This window comes from Billgrantia zhangzhouensis (assembly GCF_021404465.1).
GTDB classification, from domain to species: domain Bacteria; phylum Pseudomonadota; class Gammaproteobacteria; order Pseudomonadales; family Halomonadaceae; genus Halomonas; species Halomonas zhangzhouensis.
In genome coordinates, this window is sequence record NZ_JABFTT010000001.1 from 277,752 (window position 1) to 296,362 (window position 18,611).

Annotated in this window: 18 protein-coding genes and 1 tRNA gene; 9 read left to right on the plus strand and 10 right to left on the minus strand. The window is 63.6% G+C overall.

Annotation, left to right across the window (positions count from 1 at the left end):
- The first annotated feature begins 9 nt into the window (after nt 1-9).
- Nucleotides 10-741 carry a TetR/AcrR family transcriptional regulator gene (locus HOP51_RS01260; protein ID WP_234272126.1) on the plus strand — a complete coding sequence of 244 codons (732 nt, stop codon included), beginning with the start codon at nt 10-12 and terminating at the stop codon, nt 739-741.
- 142 nt (nt 742-883) lie between these two features.
- Here HOP51_RS01260 and HOP51_RS01265 read toward each other — a convergent pair whose 3' ends face one another.
- On the minus strand, nt 884-1,762 hold the full coding sequence (locus HOP51_RS01265; protein WP_234272127.1) for a YicC/YloC family endoribonuclease: 879 nt from the start codon (nt 1,760-1,762) through the stop codon (nt 884-886).
- A gap of 168 nt (nt 1,763-1,930) precedes the next feature.
- On the opposite strand from HOP51_RS01265, the gene rph reads away from it, so the two are divergent.
- Nucleotides 1,931-2,668 carry a ribonuclease PH gene (gene rph / locus HOP51_RS01270; protein ID WP_234272128.1) on the plus strand — a complete coding sequence of 246 codons (738 nt, stop codon included), beginning with the start codon at nt 1,931-1,933 and terminating at the stop codon, nt 2,666-2,668.
- Nucleotides 2,669-2,740: 72 nt separating this feature from the next.
- Here the strand turns inward: rph and HOP51_RS01275 are convergent, their stop codons facing one another.
- Nucleotides 2,741-3,508: an exodeoxyribonuclease III gene (locus HOP51_RS01275; protein ID WP_234272129.1), complete on the minus strand. Its 768-nt coding sequence runs from the start codon at nt 3,506-3,508 to the stop codon at nt 2,741-2,743.
- A 194-nt stretch (nt 3,509-3,702) separates the two neighbouring features.
- Between HOP51_RS01275 and pyrE the strand changes: the two genes are divergently transcribed.
- The 4 genes from pyrE to rep all read left to right on the plus strand — a co-directional run bounded on the left by pyrE (nt 3,703) and on the right by rep (nt 7,575).
- The gene (gene pyrE, locus HOP51_RS01280; RefSeq protein WP_407061768.1) at nt 3,703-4,374 is read left to right on the plus strand and encodes an orotate phosphoribosyltransferase; all 672 of its coding nucleotides are present in this window, start codon (nt 3,703-3,705) and stop codon (nt 4,372-4,374) included.
- A 13-nt stretch (nt 4,375-4,387) separates the two neighbouring features.
- A complete protein-coding gene (locus HOP51_RS01285) occupies nt 4,388-4,957 on the plus strand; it encodes a YfaZ family outer membrane protein (protein WP_234272131.1) in 570 nt (189 codons plus the stop codon).
- Between the two features lie 63 nt (nt 4,958-5,020).
- The gene (gene trmL / locus HOP51_RS01290; protein ID WP_234272132.1) at nt 5,021-5,515 is read left to right on the plus strand and encodes a tRNA (uridine(34)/cytosine(34)/5-carboxymethylaminomethyluridine(34)-2'-O)-methyltransferase TrmL; all 495 of its coding nucleotides are present in this window, start codon (nt 5,021-5,023) and stop codon (nt 5,513-5,515) included.
- The gene (gene rep / locus HOP51_RS01295; RefSeq protein ID WP_234272133.1) at nt 5,512-7,575 is read left to right on the plus strand and encodes a DNA helicase Rep; all 2,064 of its coding nucleotides are present in this window, start codon (nt 5,512-5,514) and stop codon (nt 7,573-7,575) included. The genes trmL and rep overlap by 4 nt, the downstream gene beginning before the upstream one ends.
- A gap of 73 nt (nt 7,576-7,648) precedes the next feature.
- Here the strand turns inward: rep and HOP51_RS01300 are convergent, their stop codons facing one another.
- Complete coding sequence (locus HOP51_RS01300) at nt 7,649-8,485, minus strand: c-type cytochrome (RefSeq protein ID WP_234272134.1); 837 nt, start codon at nt 8,483-8,485, stop codon at nt 7,649-7,651.
- A 244-nt stretch (nt 8,486-8,729) separates the two neighbouring features.
- Here HOP51_RS01300 and lhgO point away from each other — a divergent pair, with 244 nt between their 5' ends.
- From lhgO to HOP51_RS01315, 3 genes are all read left to right on the plus strand, one after another.
- The gene (gene lhgO / locus HOP51_RS01305) at nt 8,730-9,929 is read left to right on the plus strand and encodes an L-2-hydroxyglutarate oxidase (RefSeq protein WP_234272135.1); all 1,200 of its coding nucleotides are present in this window, start codon (nt 8,730-8,732) and stop codon (nt 9,927-9,929) included.
- Between the two features lie 257 nt (nt 9,930-10,186).
- Nucleotides 10,187-10,263: transfer RNA gene (locus HOP51_RS01310), tRNA-Arg, on the plus strand.
- Between the two features lie 316 nt (nt 10,264-10,579).
- Nucleotides 10,580-11,557 (plus strand): Abi family protein, encoded by a 978-nt coding sequence (locus tag HOP51_RS01315; RefSeq protein ID WP_234272136.1) that lies wholly within the window; start codon nt 10,580-10,582, stop codon nt 11,555-11,557.
- A gap of 310 nt (nt 11,558-11,867) precedes the next feature.
- Here HOP51_RS01315 and HOP51_RS01320 read toward each other — a convergent pair whose 3' ends face one another.
- The 7 genes from HOP51_RS01320 to HOP51_RS01350 form a co-directional block, all read right to left on the minus strand.
- Entirely contained in the window at nt 11,868-12,626 is a 759-nt protein-coding gene (locus HOP51_RS01320; RefSeq protein WP_234272137.1) for a M15 family metallopeptidase, read from the minus strand.
- 4 nt (nt 12,627-12,630) lie between these two features.
- Nucleotides 12,631-13,908: a TRAP transporter large permease gene (locus tag HOP51_RS01325; protein WP_234272138.1), complete on the minus strand. Its 1,278-nt coding sequence runs from the start codon at nt 13,906-13,908 to the stop codon at nt 12,631-12,633.
- Nucleotides 13,905-14,396: a TRAP transporter small permease gene (locus HOP51_RS01330; protein ID WP_234272139.1), complete on the minus strand. Its 492-nt coding sequence runs from the start codon at nt 14,394-14,396 to the stop codon at nt 13,905-13,907. Before HOP51_RS01330 ends, HOP51_RS01325 begins: the two co-directional genes overlap by 4 nt.
- 60 nt (nt 14,397-14,456) lie before the next feature.
- Entirely contained in the window at nt 14,457-15,470 is a 1,014-nt protein-coding gene (gene dctP, locus HOP51_RS01335; protein WP_407061769.1) for a TRAP transporter substrate-binding protein DctP, read from the minus strand.
- A 192-nt stretch (nt 15,471-15,662) separates the two neighbouring features.
- A complete protein-coding gene (locus HOP51_RS01340; RefSeq protein ID WP_234272141.1) occupies nt 15,663-16,592 on the minus strand; it encodes a LysR family transcriptional regulator in 930 nt (309 codons plus the stop codon).
- A gap of 261 nt (nt 16,593-16,853) precedes the next feature.
- A complete protein-coding gene (locus HOP51_RS01345) occupies nt 16,854-18,128 on the minus strand; it encodes a TRAP transporter large permease (protein ID WP_234272142.1) in 1,275 nt (424 codons plus the stop codon).
- Nucleotides 18,129-18,142: 14 nt separating this feature from the next.
- On the minus strand, nt 18,143-18,562 hold the full coding sequence (locus HOP51_RS01350) for a TRAP transporter small permease (RefSeq protein WP_234272143.1): 420 nt from the start codon (nt 18,560-18,562) through the stop codon (nt 18,143-18,145).
- Between the last annotated feature and the right edge of the window lie 49 nt (nt 18,563-18,611).

The window sequence follows — 18,611 nt, forward strand, 5'->3', positions numbered from 1 at the left end:
TTTTAGTGCATGGAAAAGACATTAAAAACGAAGCGGCGTGGCCGCGGGCGGCCGCGGTTGGACGGTGGCAACGGTGAGGGGATCGTCAGCCGGGAGGCGGTGATCGACCTGGCCTACGAGCTGGCCCGAAGCGAACCCCTTGAGGATGTCTCCTTCGTTAGGCTGGCCAAGGTGCTGGGCGTGGTCCCTGGTGCGCTGCACTACCATATCGGCACTAAGGACGATCTGACCTCCGCCATCCTCAACCGCTTCTATAAGCAGTTGCTGGCACGGCTGAGAGAGATCCCCGAGGACCTGCCCTGGCGGGAACGCCTTCGCCAGTTCGCCTGCATCCTGATGGCCAGCGAACGCGATCATCGCGGTGCGGCCGAGTATATCCAGACGAAGGCCAGGTTCCGCGTATTCCAGAAGGTCCGGGCGGGGGAGACTGACTACGGGGCCGCTTACCTGGATCATGTCTTTAGTCTGTTCCGTGAGGCGGGCTTCGACGCCGAGCAGAGCGCGATGTTCTACCATGTGCTCGCCCTCCACTGTTTGGCCGCTGCTAATTCCCACGTGGCACGCCTGGAACCGGCGGAGCATGAGCATTTCCTGCTTAAGCAGGCGAGTACTTTTTCTGCAGGGACAATGCCTGGCCTCGACTTTGCCATTAAGGCCTTTACTGGTATCCGGGCAGACGATGCCTTCGAATTCGGTTTGGAGGCGCTGCTGGATCGTTTCGCCGCCGTCCGCGGGGGTTAAAAACAGCGTTCAGGTGGTGCACGGTAGCGTGCCTTTCAGCTTGTGATTCAGACAACGCTCGCGACATGACCGGGCACTCCAGCGGCAGCCAGCAAGCTGCGGCAGGTGCGGCGCAGGTCATGCACGGTGATGTGCGTGAATATCACTCGATATTCTGGATCTGCTCCCTCATCTGCTCGATCAGCACCTTGAGCTCCACCGCGCAGCGGGTGGTACTGGCCACTGCCGACTTGGAGGAGAGGGTGTTGGCCTCGCGGTTGAGTTCCTGCATCAGGAAGTCGAGGCGGCGCCCCTTGGGGCCCTTCTGGTCGAGCTGGCGTGCCACTTCGCCGACATGGGTCTCGAGCCGGTCGAGCTCCTCGTCGACGTCCGCTTTCTGGGCGAGCAAGACCAGCTCGGCCTCCAGACGCTGAGGCTCCAGTTCGGCCTTGACCGCTTCGAGCCGCTCCAGCAGCAGAACGCGCTGGCGCTCGAGGATCTCCGGCATCAGCCGGCGCACCTCGGCAACCTGCTCGCGCACGCCGGCCAGGCGCTCGCGAATCAGGGCGGCGAGCTTGTCGCCTTCGCGGGCGCGAGCCTCGATCAGTTCGTCGAGTGCGGCTTCGAACAGTGCCGTGGCTTCCGCCTTCACCGCATCTAGGTCGACACCTTGCGACTCGAGCACGCCGGGGTGGTCGAGCAGCGAGAGGGCGTCGGGCATGGCGACTTGGGGCAGTGTCTCGCGAATCTCGCCCAGCGCTGCGGCCAGGGCGGCTAGCCGGGTATGGTTGACGGCCAGGGTCTCGCTCACGTCGGTGGGTTCGAAGCGCAGGTGGCATTCCACCTTGCCGCGCGCCAGGCGCGTTCGCAGCGCCTCGCGAAAGGCGGGCTCGAGGTCGCGCAGTGCCTCGGGGAGCCGGAAGAAGGGCTCCAGGTAGCGCTGGTTCACCGAACGCAGCTCCAGTTGCAGGCTGCCCCAGTCGCTCTCGCGGCTCTGACGGGCAAAGGCGGTCATGCTGTGTACCTTGCTATGGGCGACCATGGCGACTCCTCGTTCGATCGGCTGCGCCGTTGCTGGCCAGCCCGGCGACATCTCGGGACAAGGAGTGTAACCGATTCCCTGCCCCGACCGTGTAGAATGGCCAGCCATTCGATGCTTCGCTTATGCCGCGACATCGTCCCGATCGTTCTTCGTCTTTCGAGAGGTACCATGGCTTCCCAACCCTCACGCCCGAGCGGGCGGCGCCCCGACCAGCCCCGCGAGATCCGCCTGACCCGCGACTACACGCGCCACGCCGAGGGCTCCGTGCTGGTGGAGTTCGGCGACACCAAGGTGCTGTGCAACGCCAGCGTCGAGGCCGGCGTGCCGCGCTGGCTACGCGGCAAGGGACAGGGTTGGGTCACCGCCGAGTACGGCATGCTGCCGCGCGCCACCCACACCCGTGGCGGTCGCGAGGCGGCCCGTGGCAAGCAGGGCGGGCGCACGCTGGAGATCCAGCGCTTGATCGGACGTTCACTGCGCGCCGCGGTGAACCTGAAGAAGCTGGGCGAATTCACCGTCACCGTGGACTGCGACGTGATCCAGGCCGACGGCGGTACCCGCACCGCCTCGATCACTGGCGGCTGCGTTGCGCTGGTGGATGCCATTCGCTATCTGCAGCGCAAGAAAATGATCAAGGGCGACCCCTTCGTGCAGTTGATCGGCTCGGTCTCGGTGGGGCTCTACAAGGGCGTGCCGGTAGTCGATCTCGACTACCCCGAGGACAGCGCCGCCGAAACCGACATGAACGTGGTGATGGCCGAGCCGGGCGGGCTGATCGAGGTGCAGGGCACCGCCGAGGCGGGGGTGTTCTCCCGCGAGCAGCTCAACGCCATGCTCGAGCTTGCCGAGAACGCCGGCGCCCAGCTCTTCGAGCATCAGCGCGAGGCCTTGGGTATTCGTCGCTGAACCAAAACGCAGTGCGCCGGCATCCAATGCCGGCGCACTGCAGCCCGAGTCGGGCGCGACGAAGGGGCGAGCTTACAGCGTCAGGTCGTACTCGACGAACAGCGGGGCGTACTCGCTGAAGGTAGCATCGTAGTCGATCCAGGCATCGACCACATGGCGGCGCAGATTGGGCCCGACGATCTGATAGTCGATCCGCCAGCCTTCCTGGCGCGAGCGCGGCATTTCCTGGTCGAGCTTGGGCCAGTAGGTGTACTCGCCGGCGTCGCGGTTGATCTCGCGGAAAGTGTCGATGAAGCCGGTGGGGCCGAACACCTGATCCATCCAGGCCCGCTCCTCGGGCTTGAAGCCCGGCGTGGTCTGGTTGTCGGCCCAGTTCTCCAGGTCGATGGTCTTGTGGGCGATGTGCCAGGTGCCGCAGATGATGTACTCACGCCGCTTGCGCGCCATCTTGTTCAGGTATTCCTGGTACTGGGCCATGAAGGCCTGCTTGGCGTCATAGTCGCTGCCATCGGGCATCAGGAAGCTGACAATGCTGAAGCGGTCGTAGTCGGCCTGCAGGAAGCGCGCCTCATGGTCGCACTGGGGGAAGCCGAGGCCGTACATGATCGCCTTGGGTATCTTGCGGCAGTAAAGACCCACGCCGGAGAAGTCGTCCTGTTCGGCGTCCAGGAAGTAGCCTTCGTAGCCCTCCGGGTACAGAATGCTGTCATCGAGTTCGAAGCTCTTGGCTTTGAGATTCTGAACGCAGATGACGTCGGCGTCCTGTTCGGCCAGCCAGTCGAGGAAGCCTCGTCCGACAGCCTCGCGGATTCCGTTGACATTGATGGTGGCAATTTTCATACATGGTCCCTTTGACGTCGCGCGTGTATGATACCCGACGTTTCGACGTTTGGGTAAATGGCTCGCATGGATATTCATGGTAGGACACAGATTCCACATCCATGGGGGCGTAAACCGGGCTTGTGAACAGCGCTTTGAACAGAGCCTTGAACAAGAGTCTTATGAATAGCAGGGGGAGTGCCGTGTCGGCCAGCATGCAAGCCTACCAGCGGGAGTTCATCGGGTTCGCGATCGAACAGGGCGTGCTGAAGTTCGGCGAGTTCACCCTCAAGTCGGGCCGCGTCAGCCCCTATTTCTTCAATGCCGGCCTGTTTCGTACCGGCAGCTCCCTGGCGCAGTTGGGGCGCTTCTATGCCAATGCCATCGAGGCCAGTGGCGTGCCGTTCGACGTGCTGTTCGGCCCCGCCTACAAGGGCATCCCGCTGGCGGCCACCGCCGCGGTGGCGCTGGCCGATCATCACGGTCGTGACCTGCCCTTCGCCTTCAACCGAAAGGAGGCGAAGGACCACGGCGAAGGCGGCAACATCGTCGGTGCCGAGCTTGCCGGGCGCATCCTGATCATCGACGACGTGATTACCGCGGGCACCGCCATTCGCGAAGTGATGGCGTTGATCGAAGCCGCCGGTGCCGAGGCCGCCGGCGTGGTGATCGCGCTGGATCGCCAGGAGCGTGGCCAGGCCGAAAAGAGTGCCATCCAGGAAGTCGAGTCGCGCTACGGCATGCCGGTGGTCAGTATCGTTACGCTGGACATGGTGCTGGCCTACCTCGAGGAGCGGGGCGGCGAGGCTTTCCAGCGCCACGCCGAGGCGATCCGTGACTACCGGGCGCGCTATGGCGTGAGTGTCGATCAAGAATTAGACCTGTAAAAGGAGCCAATCTATGACGTCTCTCGTCAATCACATTGCCAAGGCCGCCCTGGTGGGCGGCGCGCTGCTGGTCGCGGCCAGCGCCCATGCCGCCGGCGGTCTGGATCTCAATCTGGGGCCCGACGCCGTGCAGTTCGAAGCCGCCGGCGAGATCACCCATGGCATAGCCCTGGGAGGGGGAGTGATTCACAGCGACTATCGCGAGGACGCCACCATCTACCATGCCCAGCTGCTGGGCGTGCAGCGCAACCGCGAACGCGACGTGGGCATCGGCGCACGTTGGACCCAATTCGATACGGACCATGGTAACGGTGGCGGTCTGGGCCTGGGCGGCTACGGCTACGTCTATCTTCCCCAGGCGCCGGCCGTCTCGCTGGGCGGCTACGGCTTCTACACGCCCGGTGCGGTGACCAGCGGTGACCTGGAGGACGGCTATGAGGTAGGCGTGCGTGCGCGCTACGCCTTCACGCCCAACGTCGATGGATACATCGGTCTGCGCCAGGCGGCGGCCGACTTCGACAACCGACACGGTAACCGTACCCTCGATCGTGGCGCACAGGTCGGCGTTCGCCTGAGCTTCTGATCGCTCGTTCACCGAGCCAGCGGGCCCCTGCGGGGGCCCGCACGCGTTCCGGCAGGCTTACCCATGCTCGATGTCGTGCTGTTCGAACCCGAGATCCCGCCCAATACCGGCAACCTGATTCGGCTGTGCGCCAACAGCGGTTTTCGCCTGCACCTGATCGAACCGCTGGGCTTCGTGCTCGACGACAAGCGCCTACGCCGTGCGGGGCTCGACTACCACGAGTGGGCCGCCGTGCGCGTGCACCGCGACTGGCTGGCCTTTGTCGAGGCCGTGAAACCGGAGCGCGTCTTTGCCGTTTCCACCCGCGGGCGCACCGGCTACCATGAGCCCAGCTATTGTCCTGGTGACGTGCTGTTGTTCGGTCCCGAGACCCGCGGCCTGCCCCAGGCCATGCTCGACGCTCTGCCGCCGGAGCAGTGCCTACGCATCCCCATGCTGCCCGACAGCCGCAGTCTCAATCTCTCCAACGCCTGCGCCATCCTGGTGTTCGAGGCCTGGCGTCAGCTCGGCTTCGCCGGTGCGGCGGAGTTAGACAGGCCAACCGAGGCACGCCCATGAGCATTCAGCAGCGCCTGGCCAAGCTCAACCCTCGCCAGCAGGAAGCGGTGCGCTACATCGACGGCCCCTGCCTGGTGCTGGCCGGTGCCGGCTCCGGCAAGACCAGTGTGATCACCACCAAGATCGCCTATCTGGTGCAGGTATGCGGCATGAGCGCACGGCGCATCGCCGCGGTGACCTTCACCAACAAGGCGGCCCGCGAGATGAAGGAGCGGGTGGGTCAGATGCTCAAGGGCAAGGAGGGCCACGGGCTGACCGTCTCGACCTTCCACACCCTGGGGCTCAACATCATCCGCGGCGAACTCAAGGCGCTGGGCTACAAGCCGGGTTTCTCGCTGTTCGACCCGGAGGACGCCAAGGCGCTGCTGCGCGACTTGATGAACAAGGATGCCCAGGTCGACGCCGAGCAGATCAACGCCGTGCAGCACCAGATCTCGGAGTGGAAGAACGACCTGGTGCTGCCGGGCCAGGCGCTGTCCCATGCCGTGGACGAGGACGAACAGTACGCCGCACGGGTCTACGAGGCCTACATACGCCACCTCAAGGCGTACAACGCGGTGGACTTCGACGACCTGATTCTGCTGCCGGTAGTGCTGTTGCAGCGCGACTCTGAAGTGTTGGCTCGTTGGCGGCGCAAGATCCACTACATGTTGGTGGACGAGTACCAGGACACCAACGTCTCGCAGTATCTGCTGGTCAAGCTGCTGATGGAGGAGCGCAAGACCTTCACCGTGGTGGGCGACGATGACCAGTCGATCTACGCCTGGCGCGGTGCGCGACCCGAAAACCTGGTGACCCTGGGCGAGGACTTCCCGCGGCTCAACGTGATCAAGCTGGAGCAGAACTACCGCTCCACCGGCACCATCCTGCGCGCAGCCAACACCCTGATCGCCAACAACCCCCACGTCTACGAGAAGACGCTGTGGTCGGAGATGGGCCAGGGCGCGCCGATTCGCGTGGTGGTCAACCGTCACGAGGAGGCCGAGGCCGAGCGGGTGGCCAGCGAGATACTCACCCGGCGCATCAAGGAGCGCGCCGAGTGGCGCGACTTCGCCGTGCTCTATCGCGGCAACTTCCAGGCCCGGCTGCTCGAACTGAAGCTCCAGCACTACCAGATTCCCTACAAGCTCTCTGGTGGCACCTCGTTCTTCTCGCGCAACGAGATCAAGGACGCCATGGCCTACCTGCGCCTGCTGATCAACCCGGCCGACGACAACGCCTTTTTGCGCATCGTCAACGTGCCGCGCCGCGAGATCGGCCCCGGCACCCTGGAGAAGCTGGCCAACTATGCCACCGAGCGCGGCGTCTCGCTGTTTGACGCCTGCCACGAGCTGGGCCTGGAGCAGCAGCTGCCGGCGCGGGCGGTGGAGCGGCTTTCGCGCTTCACCCACTTCATCGACGGCGTACGCCGGCGCATGGACGAGGGCGACGCCCTGGCCGCGATCCGCGGCATGCTGCACGAGATGGACTACGAGGCGTGGCTCTACCAGAACGCTAGTGCGCCGACCATCGCCGAGCGGCGCATGGCCAACGTCTGGACGCTGATCGACCAGCTCGAGAAGTCGATGAAACGCGACCCCCAAGAGAGTGCAGAGCAGATCGAGGCGGAAGAGAGCGCCGAGACCGACGACGTCGAGGCGGCCATCTCGCGGCTGGTGCTGCGCGATATCCTCGAGCAGCAGGCCGAGGAGGACGACACCGACCGGGTGCAGCTGTTGACCATGCATGCTTCCAAGGGGCTGGAATTCCCCCACGTTTACCTGATGGGCCTCGAGGAGGAGCTCTTGCCCCACCGCAATGCCATCGAGGCGGGGACGGTGGAGGAGGAGCGTCGCCTGGCTTATGTCGGCATTACCCGGGCGCGCCAGACCCTGACCCTGACCCTGGCGCGCCAGCGCAAGGCCTTCGGTGAGCTGATGGACTGTACACCGAGCCGCTTCCTCGACGAGTTGCCGCCGGACGATCTGGAGTGGGAAGGACGCGCCGACAAGGAGGACCCGGAGAAGAAGCAGGCGCGGGGCCAGGACGCCATCGCCGGGTTGCGTTCTTTACTTGGCTGAAGGCCCTCTATCCTGTTCCACCAACGTAAACGGGGCGCCATTGGCGCCCCGTTCGTATCGCTGCGAGCTTTGCTCAGCGCACCGGCTCGATCAGGAAGTCGGTGGCTGCACGCACTTCGTCATCGGAGAGATTGGTGTGTCCGCCCTTGGGCGGCATGGCGCCAAAGCCGTTGATGGAGTGATCGTAAAGCGTTTCGATGTCCTGATCGATACGGCCTTCCCACTCGCCGGCCTCGCCACGGCGCGGAGCGCCGGCGGCACCGGTCATGTGGCAGGCCATGCAGGCCTGGTTGTAGATCGCCTCGCCATCGATACCGGCATGGGCCGGCTCGTCGGCGGCGGCTTCCTCAATGGCCTCTTCATCGGCGGGCGCGTCCTCGGTCGCCACCGCGGCAGCTTCGGCCTCTTCCTCCACCGGTCCTTCTTCGGTCACGGCTTCTTCCGCCACGGCCTCCTCGCCACCGATTTCCGGTACGTCCATCACCGGCTCGAGCAGATGGGCGGTGGCGGCGGCCACCTCCTCGTCGGAGAGGTTGGGATTGCCGCCGCGGGCCGGCATGGCGTTGAAACCATTGATCGAGTGGTCCAGCAGGGTCTCCCAGCCCTGGCCGATACGCTCGGCCCAGTCGCCCTCTTCGCCGCGGCGCGGAGCGCCGGCCGCGCCAGTGTCGTGACAGGCCATGCAGACCTGGTTGTAGATGCCCGCGCCATCAATACCGCCATCACCGTTGCCATTGCTGCTTTCGGCGGCGGCGGCTGTGCCGCAGTCCTCGCCCTGCAGGCAAAGCTGGCCGATGGGCTTCAGACGTTCGGCGATAGCGTCGCGGTCCACTTCGGCCTGAGCGGACATGGCACCCGCAGTCAGGCCGACGGTGGCCAGACACCCCAAGATCAGTTTGCTGGATTTCACTCTCACCACCTCTCGACGGTCCTGTAATAATCGTAATCTGTTGGCGATGTCGGCTCGCGACGGCCGGCGCGCCACGCACACAATGGGCAATAGTATACCGATATCGCAAACTGCTGGAAAACGCCGTTGCCCACGCCTTTGGCATGAGGAAGCGAAGCGTCCCGGGCCAACTGGCCAGCGCAGCGGCCGGCGGGTATCGTAGTGAGAATCCTTCGGTGTGTTCCACTGGCGACGCGAGGCCCGCGTGTACGATTTCATCATCCTCGGTGGCGGCATTCTCGGCCTCTCCACCGCGATGCAGCTCATCGAGTGCCATCCCGACAAGAAAATGCTGCTGCTGGAGAAGGAGAGCGGTCCCGCGCGGCACCAGACCGGACACAACAGCGGCGTGATTCATGCCGGCGTGTACTACACGCCGGGCAGCCTCAAGGCGCGCTTTTGCCTCGAGGGTAATCGTGCTACCCGGGAGTTCTGCGACCGCCATGCGATTCCCTACGATGTCTGCGGCAAACTGCTGGTGGCTACCAACCCGCAGGAGATGCAGCGCATGGAGGCGCTATGGGAGCGCACCGCCGCCAACGGACTGGAGCGGGAGTGGCTCTCCGGTGCGGAGCTGAAGGAGCGCGAACCCAACATCACCGGACTCGGTGCCATCTTCGTACCCTCCAGCGGCATCGTCAGCTACGCCCGGGTGGCCGAGGCCATGGCCGATGTGTTCCAGCGTCGTGGCGGTCAGATTCGCTACGGGCACGAGGTGACGCGCCTCGAAGAGCGCACCAGCGAGGTCATCGTCGGTACATCGCAGGGCGAGTTCAACAGCCGCTATCTGGTGACCTGCTCCGGACTAATGGCCGACCGCGTGGTACGTTTGCTGGGACGCGACCCCGGCTTCACCATCTGCCCGTTCCGCGGCGAGTACTATCGCCTGCCCGACCGGCTCAGCGATATCGTCAGTCACCTCATCTACCCCATTCCCGATCCTTCCATGCCTTTCCTCGGCGTACACCTGACGCGCATGATCGACGGCTCGGTCACCGTGGGCCCCAACGCGGTGCTGGCATTCAAGCGTGAAGGCTACCGCAAGGCGGACGTGTCGCTGCTCGACATGGTGCGCATGTTCAGCAATCCGGGCATCCTCAAGGTGCTGGGGCGAAACCTGAAGCCCGGTCTACATGAGATGAAGAATTCCCTGTGGCGCCGCGGCTACCTGGAAGAGGTGCGCAAGTACTGTCCCAGCCTGACGCTGGACGATCTCGAGCCTTGGCCCGCCGGCGTGCGCGCCCAGGCCGTTTCCCGCGATGGCCGGTTGGTCGACGACTTCCTGTTCGTCAACACTAAGCGTACCGTCAACGTCTGCAATGCCCCTTCGCCGGCGGCCACCTCGGCGCTGCCCATCGGCCGGCATATCCTGGAAAAGGTCGGCGAAATGGTGCGGGCGAGCTGAGTCTGATGAAGGGCCGCCAGGCTGGACAGTTTCGGCCCCGGCGGTTACGATGTTGGCCGCTTCTCAGCAAGCAAAGCGCCCGTAGCTCAGTTGGGCGTAGCCCGATCGGCAGAAGCGCAGCTTCTGCCCGGCGAAGCGACCGGTGCGATGCAGCGCACCGGGCCGGACCCGAAGGCGAAGCCGGAGGGGAGTGTTGTGCAGCGCAACGCGCTGCCGGCGTGCGGAGCCGACAAAGCTTTCAGCGCCACCTTGCATAAGCGCCCGTAGCTCAGTTGGATAGAGTGTTGGCCTCCGAAGCCAAAGGTCGCAGGTTCAAATCCTGCCGGGCGCGCCACGAATTCGAAGCCCCACGGTCTCACCGTGGGGCTTTTTGTTAGTTTCTACTCCGACACTTCCTTTGCAGCAGCGTGCCAGGTAGCCACAGGGCGCGGGCCTGTTCGCCGACCCGCTCGGGGGTTTGGCCGGGCCGGTGTATGTAGTGTCGCGGCGCGCTTGGTACTGCCTAGAGCACAGGCTGGCATCGGCTTCGATGCTGTGCTGATGGCGGCTGGCGCTAAGGGCTCTGTGCGACCGGGTCAGGGCTCGCCTTGTGAAGCCGTCAAGACTCATACTCAATCGGCCAAAGTGGTGGCAGAACAGAAGGTTTACTGATGGCCTACGATCGACCCTGGAAGTCCTTTGAAGAACAGGCTGCGCTTTTGCAATCCCGAGGAATGGAAGTTGCCGACGAGGCAGCTGCCTTGGAGTATTTGGAGCGCGTCGGCTACTACCGGTTGAGTGCCTACTGGTACCCATTCCGGGTTTTCGAGATGATGAACCATGACCGCCACGGTCGGCCGACCACCCAGGCAACTGACCGGTTCGTTCCTGGCTCCCAGTTCGTTGATTCGGTGCGGCTCTACCTCTTCGACAAGGCGCTGCGCCTGCGCCTGACCGATGCGCTGGAGCGGATCGAGATCGCCCTGCGGGTCGATATCGCTCACCTGCTGGGTGAGCGAGATGCCTTCGCCCACTTGCACCGCGACACCTTCCATCCCTCCTTCGCCCGGAAGAAGTTTGGGCGTGATCCGCGAGACAGCTTCGAAAAGTGGCAGGTGCGCTGCCTGGACATGGAAAGGCGCTCCAAGGAGGACTTCGTCAAGCACTATCGACAGAAGCACGGCCCGCGCCTGCCCATCTGGGTTGCTGTGGAAACCTGGGACTTCGGTACCCTCTCACAGCTGTTAGCGATGATGAAGGTGCCGGACCAGCGGCGCATCGCCAATAAGTACGGCGTGCCGGAGTGGGAAGTCTTTCAGAGCTGGCTGCGCTCGCTCAACTACCTGCGCAATGTCTGCGCCCACCATAGCCGGCTCTGGAACCGCAACGTCATCGACCAGCCCAAGCTGCCCGAACTGGGCACTCTGCCATGGTGCGATGATTTCCATGATCAGCCGCAGTTGATCGCTCGGCCCTTCCTGCTGCTGAGCATTGCGCGACATATGACCAAGGTGATCTGCCCGGATACTGGCTGGCACCTTCGTCTTCAGAAGCACCTGACGGCCTTCCCCGTACTGCATGCCCAGCGCCAGCTCTCGCTAGAGGATATGGGCGCCCCGCCCGGCTGGGAGCGATGGTGGTCGTCTTGAGAGGGAGGAACAGCAGACAAATAAGAACCCCCGCGTAAGCTCGTGAGAGCCAAGAGGCGGGGGCCGTGTTACCGAGCATGATAGGGCATTGCCCCGGCAACGACAAGAATCTCTGCCACCACGGCCGTAATCTAGATGCTGGCGGAGAGCGTCGGCGAGCCACCTCTCGCAAGCTGACGTCTGCACGTAAAGTCTGCTGTACTACAAGCCGTCTGAATGACTCGTCGTATAAAAAACACCCCGAAGGTTGGATTGGGTGGCCCAACTTTCGGGGTGCTGTTCACGGCCGTAGGTCTTTTGCGTTACGGGCTCAGTTCAACTGCCGTCGCCAGCGGTTCTCGATGGTATCGAGTTCGGCGGGGCCGTAGCGGGCTTCGGCGTGACCGCCGTAGTGCGCCCACAGCTGGTCGCCGAGGTCGTAGTGCCACCATTCGCTCGGCAGGTTGGTGAAGCCCTGCCCGGTCATTACCCGGTACAGCAGGCGGCGGTTGTCGCGGGCGCTGCGCTGCGCTGGGCTCAGCGTTTCCAGGCGTTCGAAATGGTCACTGTGCGAGGCAGGCAGCGCCTCGTCGAACAGCGTCCCCATGTCCAGCGGCAGGCCGTCGGCATTGCATAGGGTGACGTCCACGGCGCCGCCAGTGAGATGCGGGCTCGGCGCTGACGGATCGCGGCTCGGCAGCGAGACGAACTCGCGGGTGCGCTCCAGCAGTTCCTCCTCGCCGAGCTCAGGATGGCGCAGGTGGATTGCTTCGTGCAGCGTATCGAACAGGTACTGCTGGACCCGCCAGGGGCGCCAGCCGTCGAGTACCAGCAGGCCGATGCCCCCGGGCAGCGCCCGGGCCGCCGCCAGCAGCGCCCGGTAGACCCCCTCGCGTACGAAGCACTCCGGCACGGCCCCGGGAATGCCCAGCCGGGCATAGGCGGGAAACACCTTGATTGGCGACGGCGCCAGGCTCATCGGCACCAGGCGTTCGCCGTTATCGCGAATCGGCAGGCGGCTGACCGACTCCCAACCGGGAAACGGCTGGCTGGGTACGGCCTCGGAATCAGGCAGGGTATGACGGGGCATGGGTCTATCCAATGGCAGCGGGCAGCCAGAGTGTCAGCTGCGGAAAGAGAATCAGCAGGAGCAGCACGCCGATGGCCGTCAGCACGAAGGGCCAGATGGTGCGGAACAGGGCGACGATCTCGATGCGGCTGACGGCGGCGGCGACGAATACGCAGGCGCCCATGGGCGGCGTGATCAGGGCAATGGTGATGTTGAGCGTGATGACGATGCCCAGGTGCACCGGATCGATGCCGGCCATCATCGCCACTGGAGCGAAGATCGGCGTGAGCAGCATCAGCGCCGACACCTCCTCCATGAACATACCGGTGACGAAGGTGATGACGCTGAGCAGCAGCAGGATCAGCACGGCATTGTCGATGTACGGCGCGAGCAGCGAGACGAACTGGACCGGCACCTGGGCGTAGGAGAGCAGCCAGCTGATGGTGGCCGAGGCCGCCATGATCAGGAAGATCGCCGAGGTGAGGCGGGCCGTGTCCAGCAGGGCGCGCCAGAAGTCGCCGAGGCGCAAGCCGCCGAGCAGGATACCGCACAGCGTTACGTAGAGCGCCGTCAGCGCGCCGGATTCGGTCGGCGTGACGAAGCCGAGCACGATGCCCGCGACGATGATGAACGGAGCGATCAGTGCCGGCAGCGCAGCCAGGGCGGCGAGGCCGAGTTCGCCGAGGCGCGGCAAGCCGCCGCGCTTGGGCAGCCCGTGGCGCCAGGCGTACCAGGCGTTCATGCCCATGAAGGCGACCCCCAGCAGCAGCCCCGGGATCACGCCGGCGAGGAACAGGTCGCCCACCGAGGTGTTGGTCAGCGATGCGTAGAGGATCATGAAGATGCTGGGCGGGATGATTGGCCCGATCAGCGAGCTGCCGGCGGTGAGGCCGGCGGCGAAGGCGCGCGAGTAGCCCTCCTTCTGCATGGCCGGTACCAGCAGCGAACCCAGCGCCGAGGTGTCGGCCACGGCGGAGCCGTTGACCCCGGCGAAGAACACGCTGGAGACCACGTTGACGTGCCCCAGGCCGCCGCGCAGGTGGCCGACCATCAGGCGCGCCAGGCCCATTAGGCGCTCGGTCAGCCCGCTGGCGTTCATCAGGTTGCCGGCCAGGATGAACAGCGGAATGGCCATCAGCGAAAAGACGTTGATGCCGCCGAAGAACTGCTGCGGCAGCATGCGCGCGATCATCGCAGGGTCGACGAACAGGAAGCCGACCACGGCGGTGGCGAGCAGGGCAAGGAACAGCGGCAGGCCGAGCAGCACATGGGTGAGGAACACCGCGAGCATGGTAAGGATCATGCGACCTCCTCGGTGATCGTCGGCAGCGGTGCCGGGCCGTACCACAGCGCATGCCAGGCAAGCAGGGCGAAGCCCAGCGGCAGCGACATCAGCGGTATCGTGCGACTGATGCCGAGCCCAGAGGTGGTGAACATGCCCACCGACAGGGCGTAGCGGTAACTGAACCAGGCGCCGCCCAGGGCCAGGACCAGAGTGAGCAGCCACTGATAGAGGTTGAGTACCCGCGCCAGGGCACGCGGCAGCAGCCGCTCGATCAGCGCCACGCGCATGTGACCGCCCTCGACCCATACGGCCCCGGCGGCGAGCATCACCGTGGCGATGATCAGGAAGCGTGCGAGCTCATCGGTCCAGATCGGCGCCCCGCCGGCCAGGTAGCGCATGAAGACGCCGTAGAGAATGGCCGCCAGGTTGATCAGCAGCAGCGTGGCCGCGAGCGTCAGGGTGAGTGTCCGGCTCACGGCCAGCACCCGTTGGCGAAGCGAAGGCATGGAAAACTCCGGCCGTCACGGGCGAGGGCCGGGTGGCCCTCGCGACATTGCGGGGTGGGTTCAGTCGAGCAGCTCGGTCACGCCGGCATCCTCCAGCGCTAGGTCGATCCAGCGCTGGTCGATGCCGCGCTCGCGCAGCCACTCCAGGTAGGCCGGCTGGCCCACGTCGCGGAAGGCGGCGATGTCATCCTCGGAGGGGCGGATCACTTCCATGCCCTGCTCCTCGAGGAAGGCGATGCGCTCTTCCACCTGTGCCTCATTGTGCTCGCGGGCGTTGCGGTTGGCCTCGGCCACGGCTTCGAGGAAGGCCTCGCGGGTGGCGTCGTCCCAGCCCTCGATCATCTCGGCGTTGCCGACCAGGAACTGGTTGGAGTACTGGATGTTGGCCAGGGTGAGATAATCCTGCACTTCGTAGAGGCTGCCGAGGATGATGTACATCGGCGGGTTCATCTGCCCATCGGCGACCCCGGTACGCAGGGCCATGTAGACCTCGGTCCAGGGAATCGGCGTGCCCGAGGCGCCGAAGGACTCATAGAGCGCTACCTGGCTTGGGTCCATGGCGCGGAAGCGCAGGCCCTCGAAGTCGTCGGGATGGGTGATCGGTGTCTTGTTGTTGGTGAAGGCGAGGAAGCCGCCCTCTTCCACCACGGCAAGCATCTCGATGCCGGCACGTTCGTGCAGGGCGGCCTCGATCTCGTTCCAATATTCGCCTTCGTCGAAGAAGGTGCGTGCCGCCTCGAAGTCCTCGAACAGGAACGGAATGGCGCTGACGAAAATCTCCTCGACCAGGGGTGACACGCCGGCGAACGAGGCCACGTTGAGGCTCGGCGTGTTCATGGTCTGCTCCATGCGATCCTCTTCCTCGCCAAGCATGCTGTTGGGATAAAGCTCGAGTTGAAGTTCGCCGCCCGTCTTCTCCTCGACCAGTTCCTTGAGGTTGGTGGCAAAGACATGCACGGCATTCTTGTCCGGGTCCGGGGCGCCGTTGTAGCTCAGGTTGATGGTCGTGGCCGCCTGAGCGGTGCCGGCCACCAGGGCGCCGGCCAGCATGCCGGCACTGGCGAGTCCCTTCATTACGGAGGGCAGGTCGCGGGTCATGGTTGTTCTCCTCGTGTTGTTGTTGAGGCTGTCGTTGAAGCTGTTGCTGAGACTGTCGTTGACGGCATGAGCCGATGCCGTGCGCCTGGCACGGCATTCCATTAGCAGCCTAGAAATTGATGCGTTGACTATGCAATACCGCAAGCGTTGCTTTTTCAGCAACGCTTGCTACGACTCGGCCAGTCTGGGGGCGTCGCCTCGGAAGAAGCGCATGCCTTGGCGTAGATGCTCGACGCAGGCTTTGGCCGCCAGGGTGAGCTCGCGCCCCTCCAGGCTGACAATCTGCGCTCGGGCGCCGTTCATGACCGGGTAGGCCATGGGCAGGGCGAGGATCTCGCCACGCTGGATCTCGTCGCTCACGGTCAGCTCGGGCATGAACGTCACACCGATGCCGGAGCGCACGAAATTCTTGAGTACCGCAACGGAGTTGGTATGCAGGCGGGCATCGAGATGGACCCGCTCCTGGTGAGCCACCATGTTGACCATCTGGCGCATGCCGAAGGGATTGTCCATCAGTGCCAGGGGCGCGCCCTGCAGGTCACGCAGCCGTACCGGCCGTGCCAGTTCGGCCAAGTAATGCCTCGGCGGCACGATCAGGTCCAGCGGCTGGCGGGTCTCCACGTGGCAGCGAATCAACGGGTCCACCGGCGGTGCATAGAGCAGCGCCAGGTCGACCTCCATGTCCTTGAGCAGCGACATCGCCTCGTTGACTCCCGCCATGCGGATTTCCACCTCGATGCCGGCGAAGGCGGACATGAACGCTCCCAGTGGTGCGGCGATCAGGTCGGCGATGAAACCCTCACCCACGGCGATGCGTACCTCACCGCGCGCCAGACCCTGGATCGCCATCAACTGCGACAGTACGGCCTCTTCGGCGGCGCGCTGAGAGTGGAAGTGGCGGACCAGCAGGCGTCCCGCCTCGGTCGGGCGCATGCCGCCTCCGTGCCGCTCGCACAGCTTGACGCCGAGGTCTTCCTCCAGCGCCCTGAGCTGACGGCTGATCGCCGAGGCATCCACGTCGAGCCGGGCGGCGGCGCGGCGTAGCGAGCCATGGCGGATCACTTCGTTGAGATAGGCAAGGGCACGCTGATTGAGCATGCGGGGCTCCGGTAAAAGACTTGAAAGAAATGGTAACCGATCGCCACGAGGGCATAGCGTGATTTGTGCCTTCGTGCATGTGAGCCCCACTCGCGCAAGCAGTAGTCAGGGTGTGGATACCCTGCGACGATTGACGCCAAACTGGCCCAGCCGGGACGCAGTGGTGGCCTTTGGCCGGACTCGTCGCCATGAGCTTGAACACACGGCCATGCCGTGGGGCTCTTTTGCTTGCGCCAGAATTGCCGAGCTGCTGTGCAGCGGTCAGAAGACTAGGCTGGGCAGGAACGTCGATATGAAGGGAACGTAGGCCAGCAGCACGAGACAGGCGATCAGCGCCAGCAGAAAAGGAACGATCATCCGAGATAGCTGGCCTATCGAGACGCCGGATATGCCGCAGGTGGCGAACAGCGTGATGCCGACCGGCGGGGTTGCCATACCGATTGCCAAGGCGACCACCGTAATGACGCCGAAGTGAACCATATCGATGCCCAACTGCTGTGCAACTGGGGCAAAGATAGGCACGATGAGGAGGATAATAGCCCCAGTTTCCATGAAAGTGCCCAGGACCAGATACATGATGATCATGAGCATGAGAATCACATAGACGTTCGTGGAGAAGCCAAGCAGCGCTGACGATGCCATCTGCGGAACTTGTTCGACGATCATGATCCAGCCAAAGGGACTTGCCATGGCGATGAGCAAAACGATCATGGCGGAGTTGAGCGATGCCTTGTAAAAGACCGGTATGAGATCTTTCCACCCCAGTTCGCGATAAATGAAGATACTGACGAAAAGTCCGTAGAAAACGGCGATCCCGGCCGACTCCGTAGGTGTGAAGATGCCCGTCATAATCCCGCCGAGAATTATGGCGGGAAGCATTAACCCCCACAAGGAATCGACGAAGGTACGCCAGCGCTTGCTCCAGTTCTGCCTTTCCTCGGTGGGATATCCCAGCTGTCGCGAGCGCAGTACGCTGACAACTATCAGCGCTAGGGACAGCAGTGCGCCAGGCACGATACCGGCGATGAACAGTTGCCCAATAGACACGTCGGCAACGATGCCGAAAATGATGAAGGTGATGCTGGGGGGCACCACCACGCCAAGGCAGGAGGCGGAAGCGACGACCGCAGAGGCATAGGCGTTGGAATAACCGCGCTTGACCATTTCGGGTATGGTCAATTCGCCCACGGCGGCCGCGGTGCCGGGAGCTGACCCCGAGATTGAGGCGAAGAACGTACAGGCCAGTACGGAAACTGCGGCCAGCCCCCCTTGTACGTGCCCTAGCAGGGCACTGGCCAAACCGACAATACGCTTGGAAATGCCTCCGCGCTCCATGATGGTACCGGCCAGCATGAAAAGAGGAATCGCCAGCAGAGGAAAGGAGTTCATACCGGCCACCATGCGCTGCGGCAACATGGCGATAGGCATGGCACCTGAAGCGATCAGACTGGCAAAAACGGCGATCCCCATGGCGAAGCCTATGGGAACATTGATCATGAAACAGAACACAAGGGCAACGAGCAGTGTGAGTAACATGGCGATGCCCTCCGTTATGGCTTCTTGAACTGGCGCATAAGGCTAAGAATTTCCAGAGCACTGTAAAAAATGACCAGTACGCCCATGGTTGGCACGGAAAGGTAGACCCAGCTCATGGGCAGGCCCAGTGCGGGAGATGTCTGGTATTGGGTGGAGAGCACGACTTTCGTGCCGTAGAATACCAGACTTCCGGAAAAAAGGAGTATTAAGAGATAGGCGAAGATTTCAATGGTTCGCTGGGTTACGTGCGAAAACAGCTGTACGACGATGTTGATACCGATATGTATCTTCTCACGTATTCCGATCGAAACGGAAAGTAGACTACACCAGATAAAAATGAAACGTATGGCCTCTTCGCTCCAGGAGCTGGATTTATTGAATCCATAGCGCATTAGCACTTGGTAAAAAGTCAGAGACGCGATTGCCACCATCATGGCGACCAGACACGACTTTATGACGTTATTAACGAACCCGACGAAACCA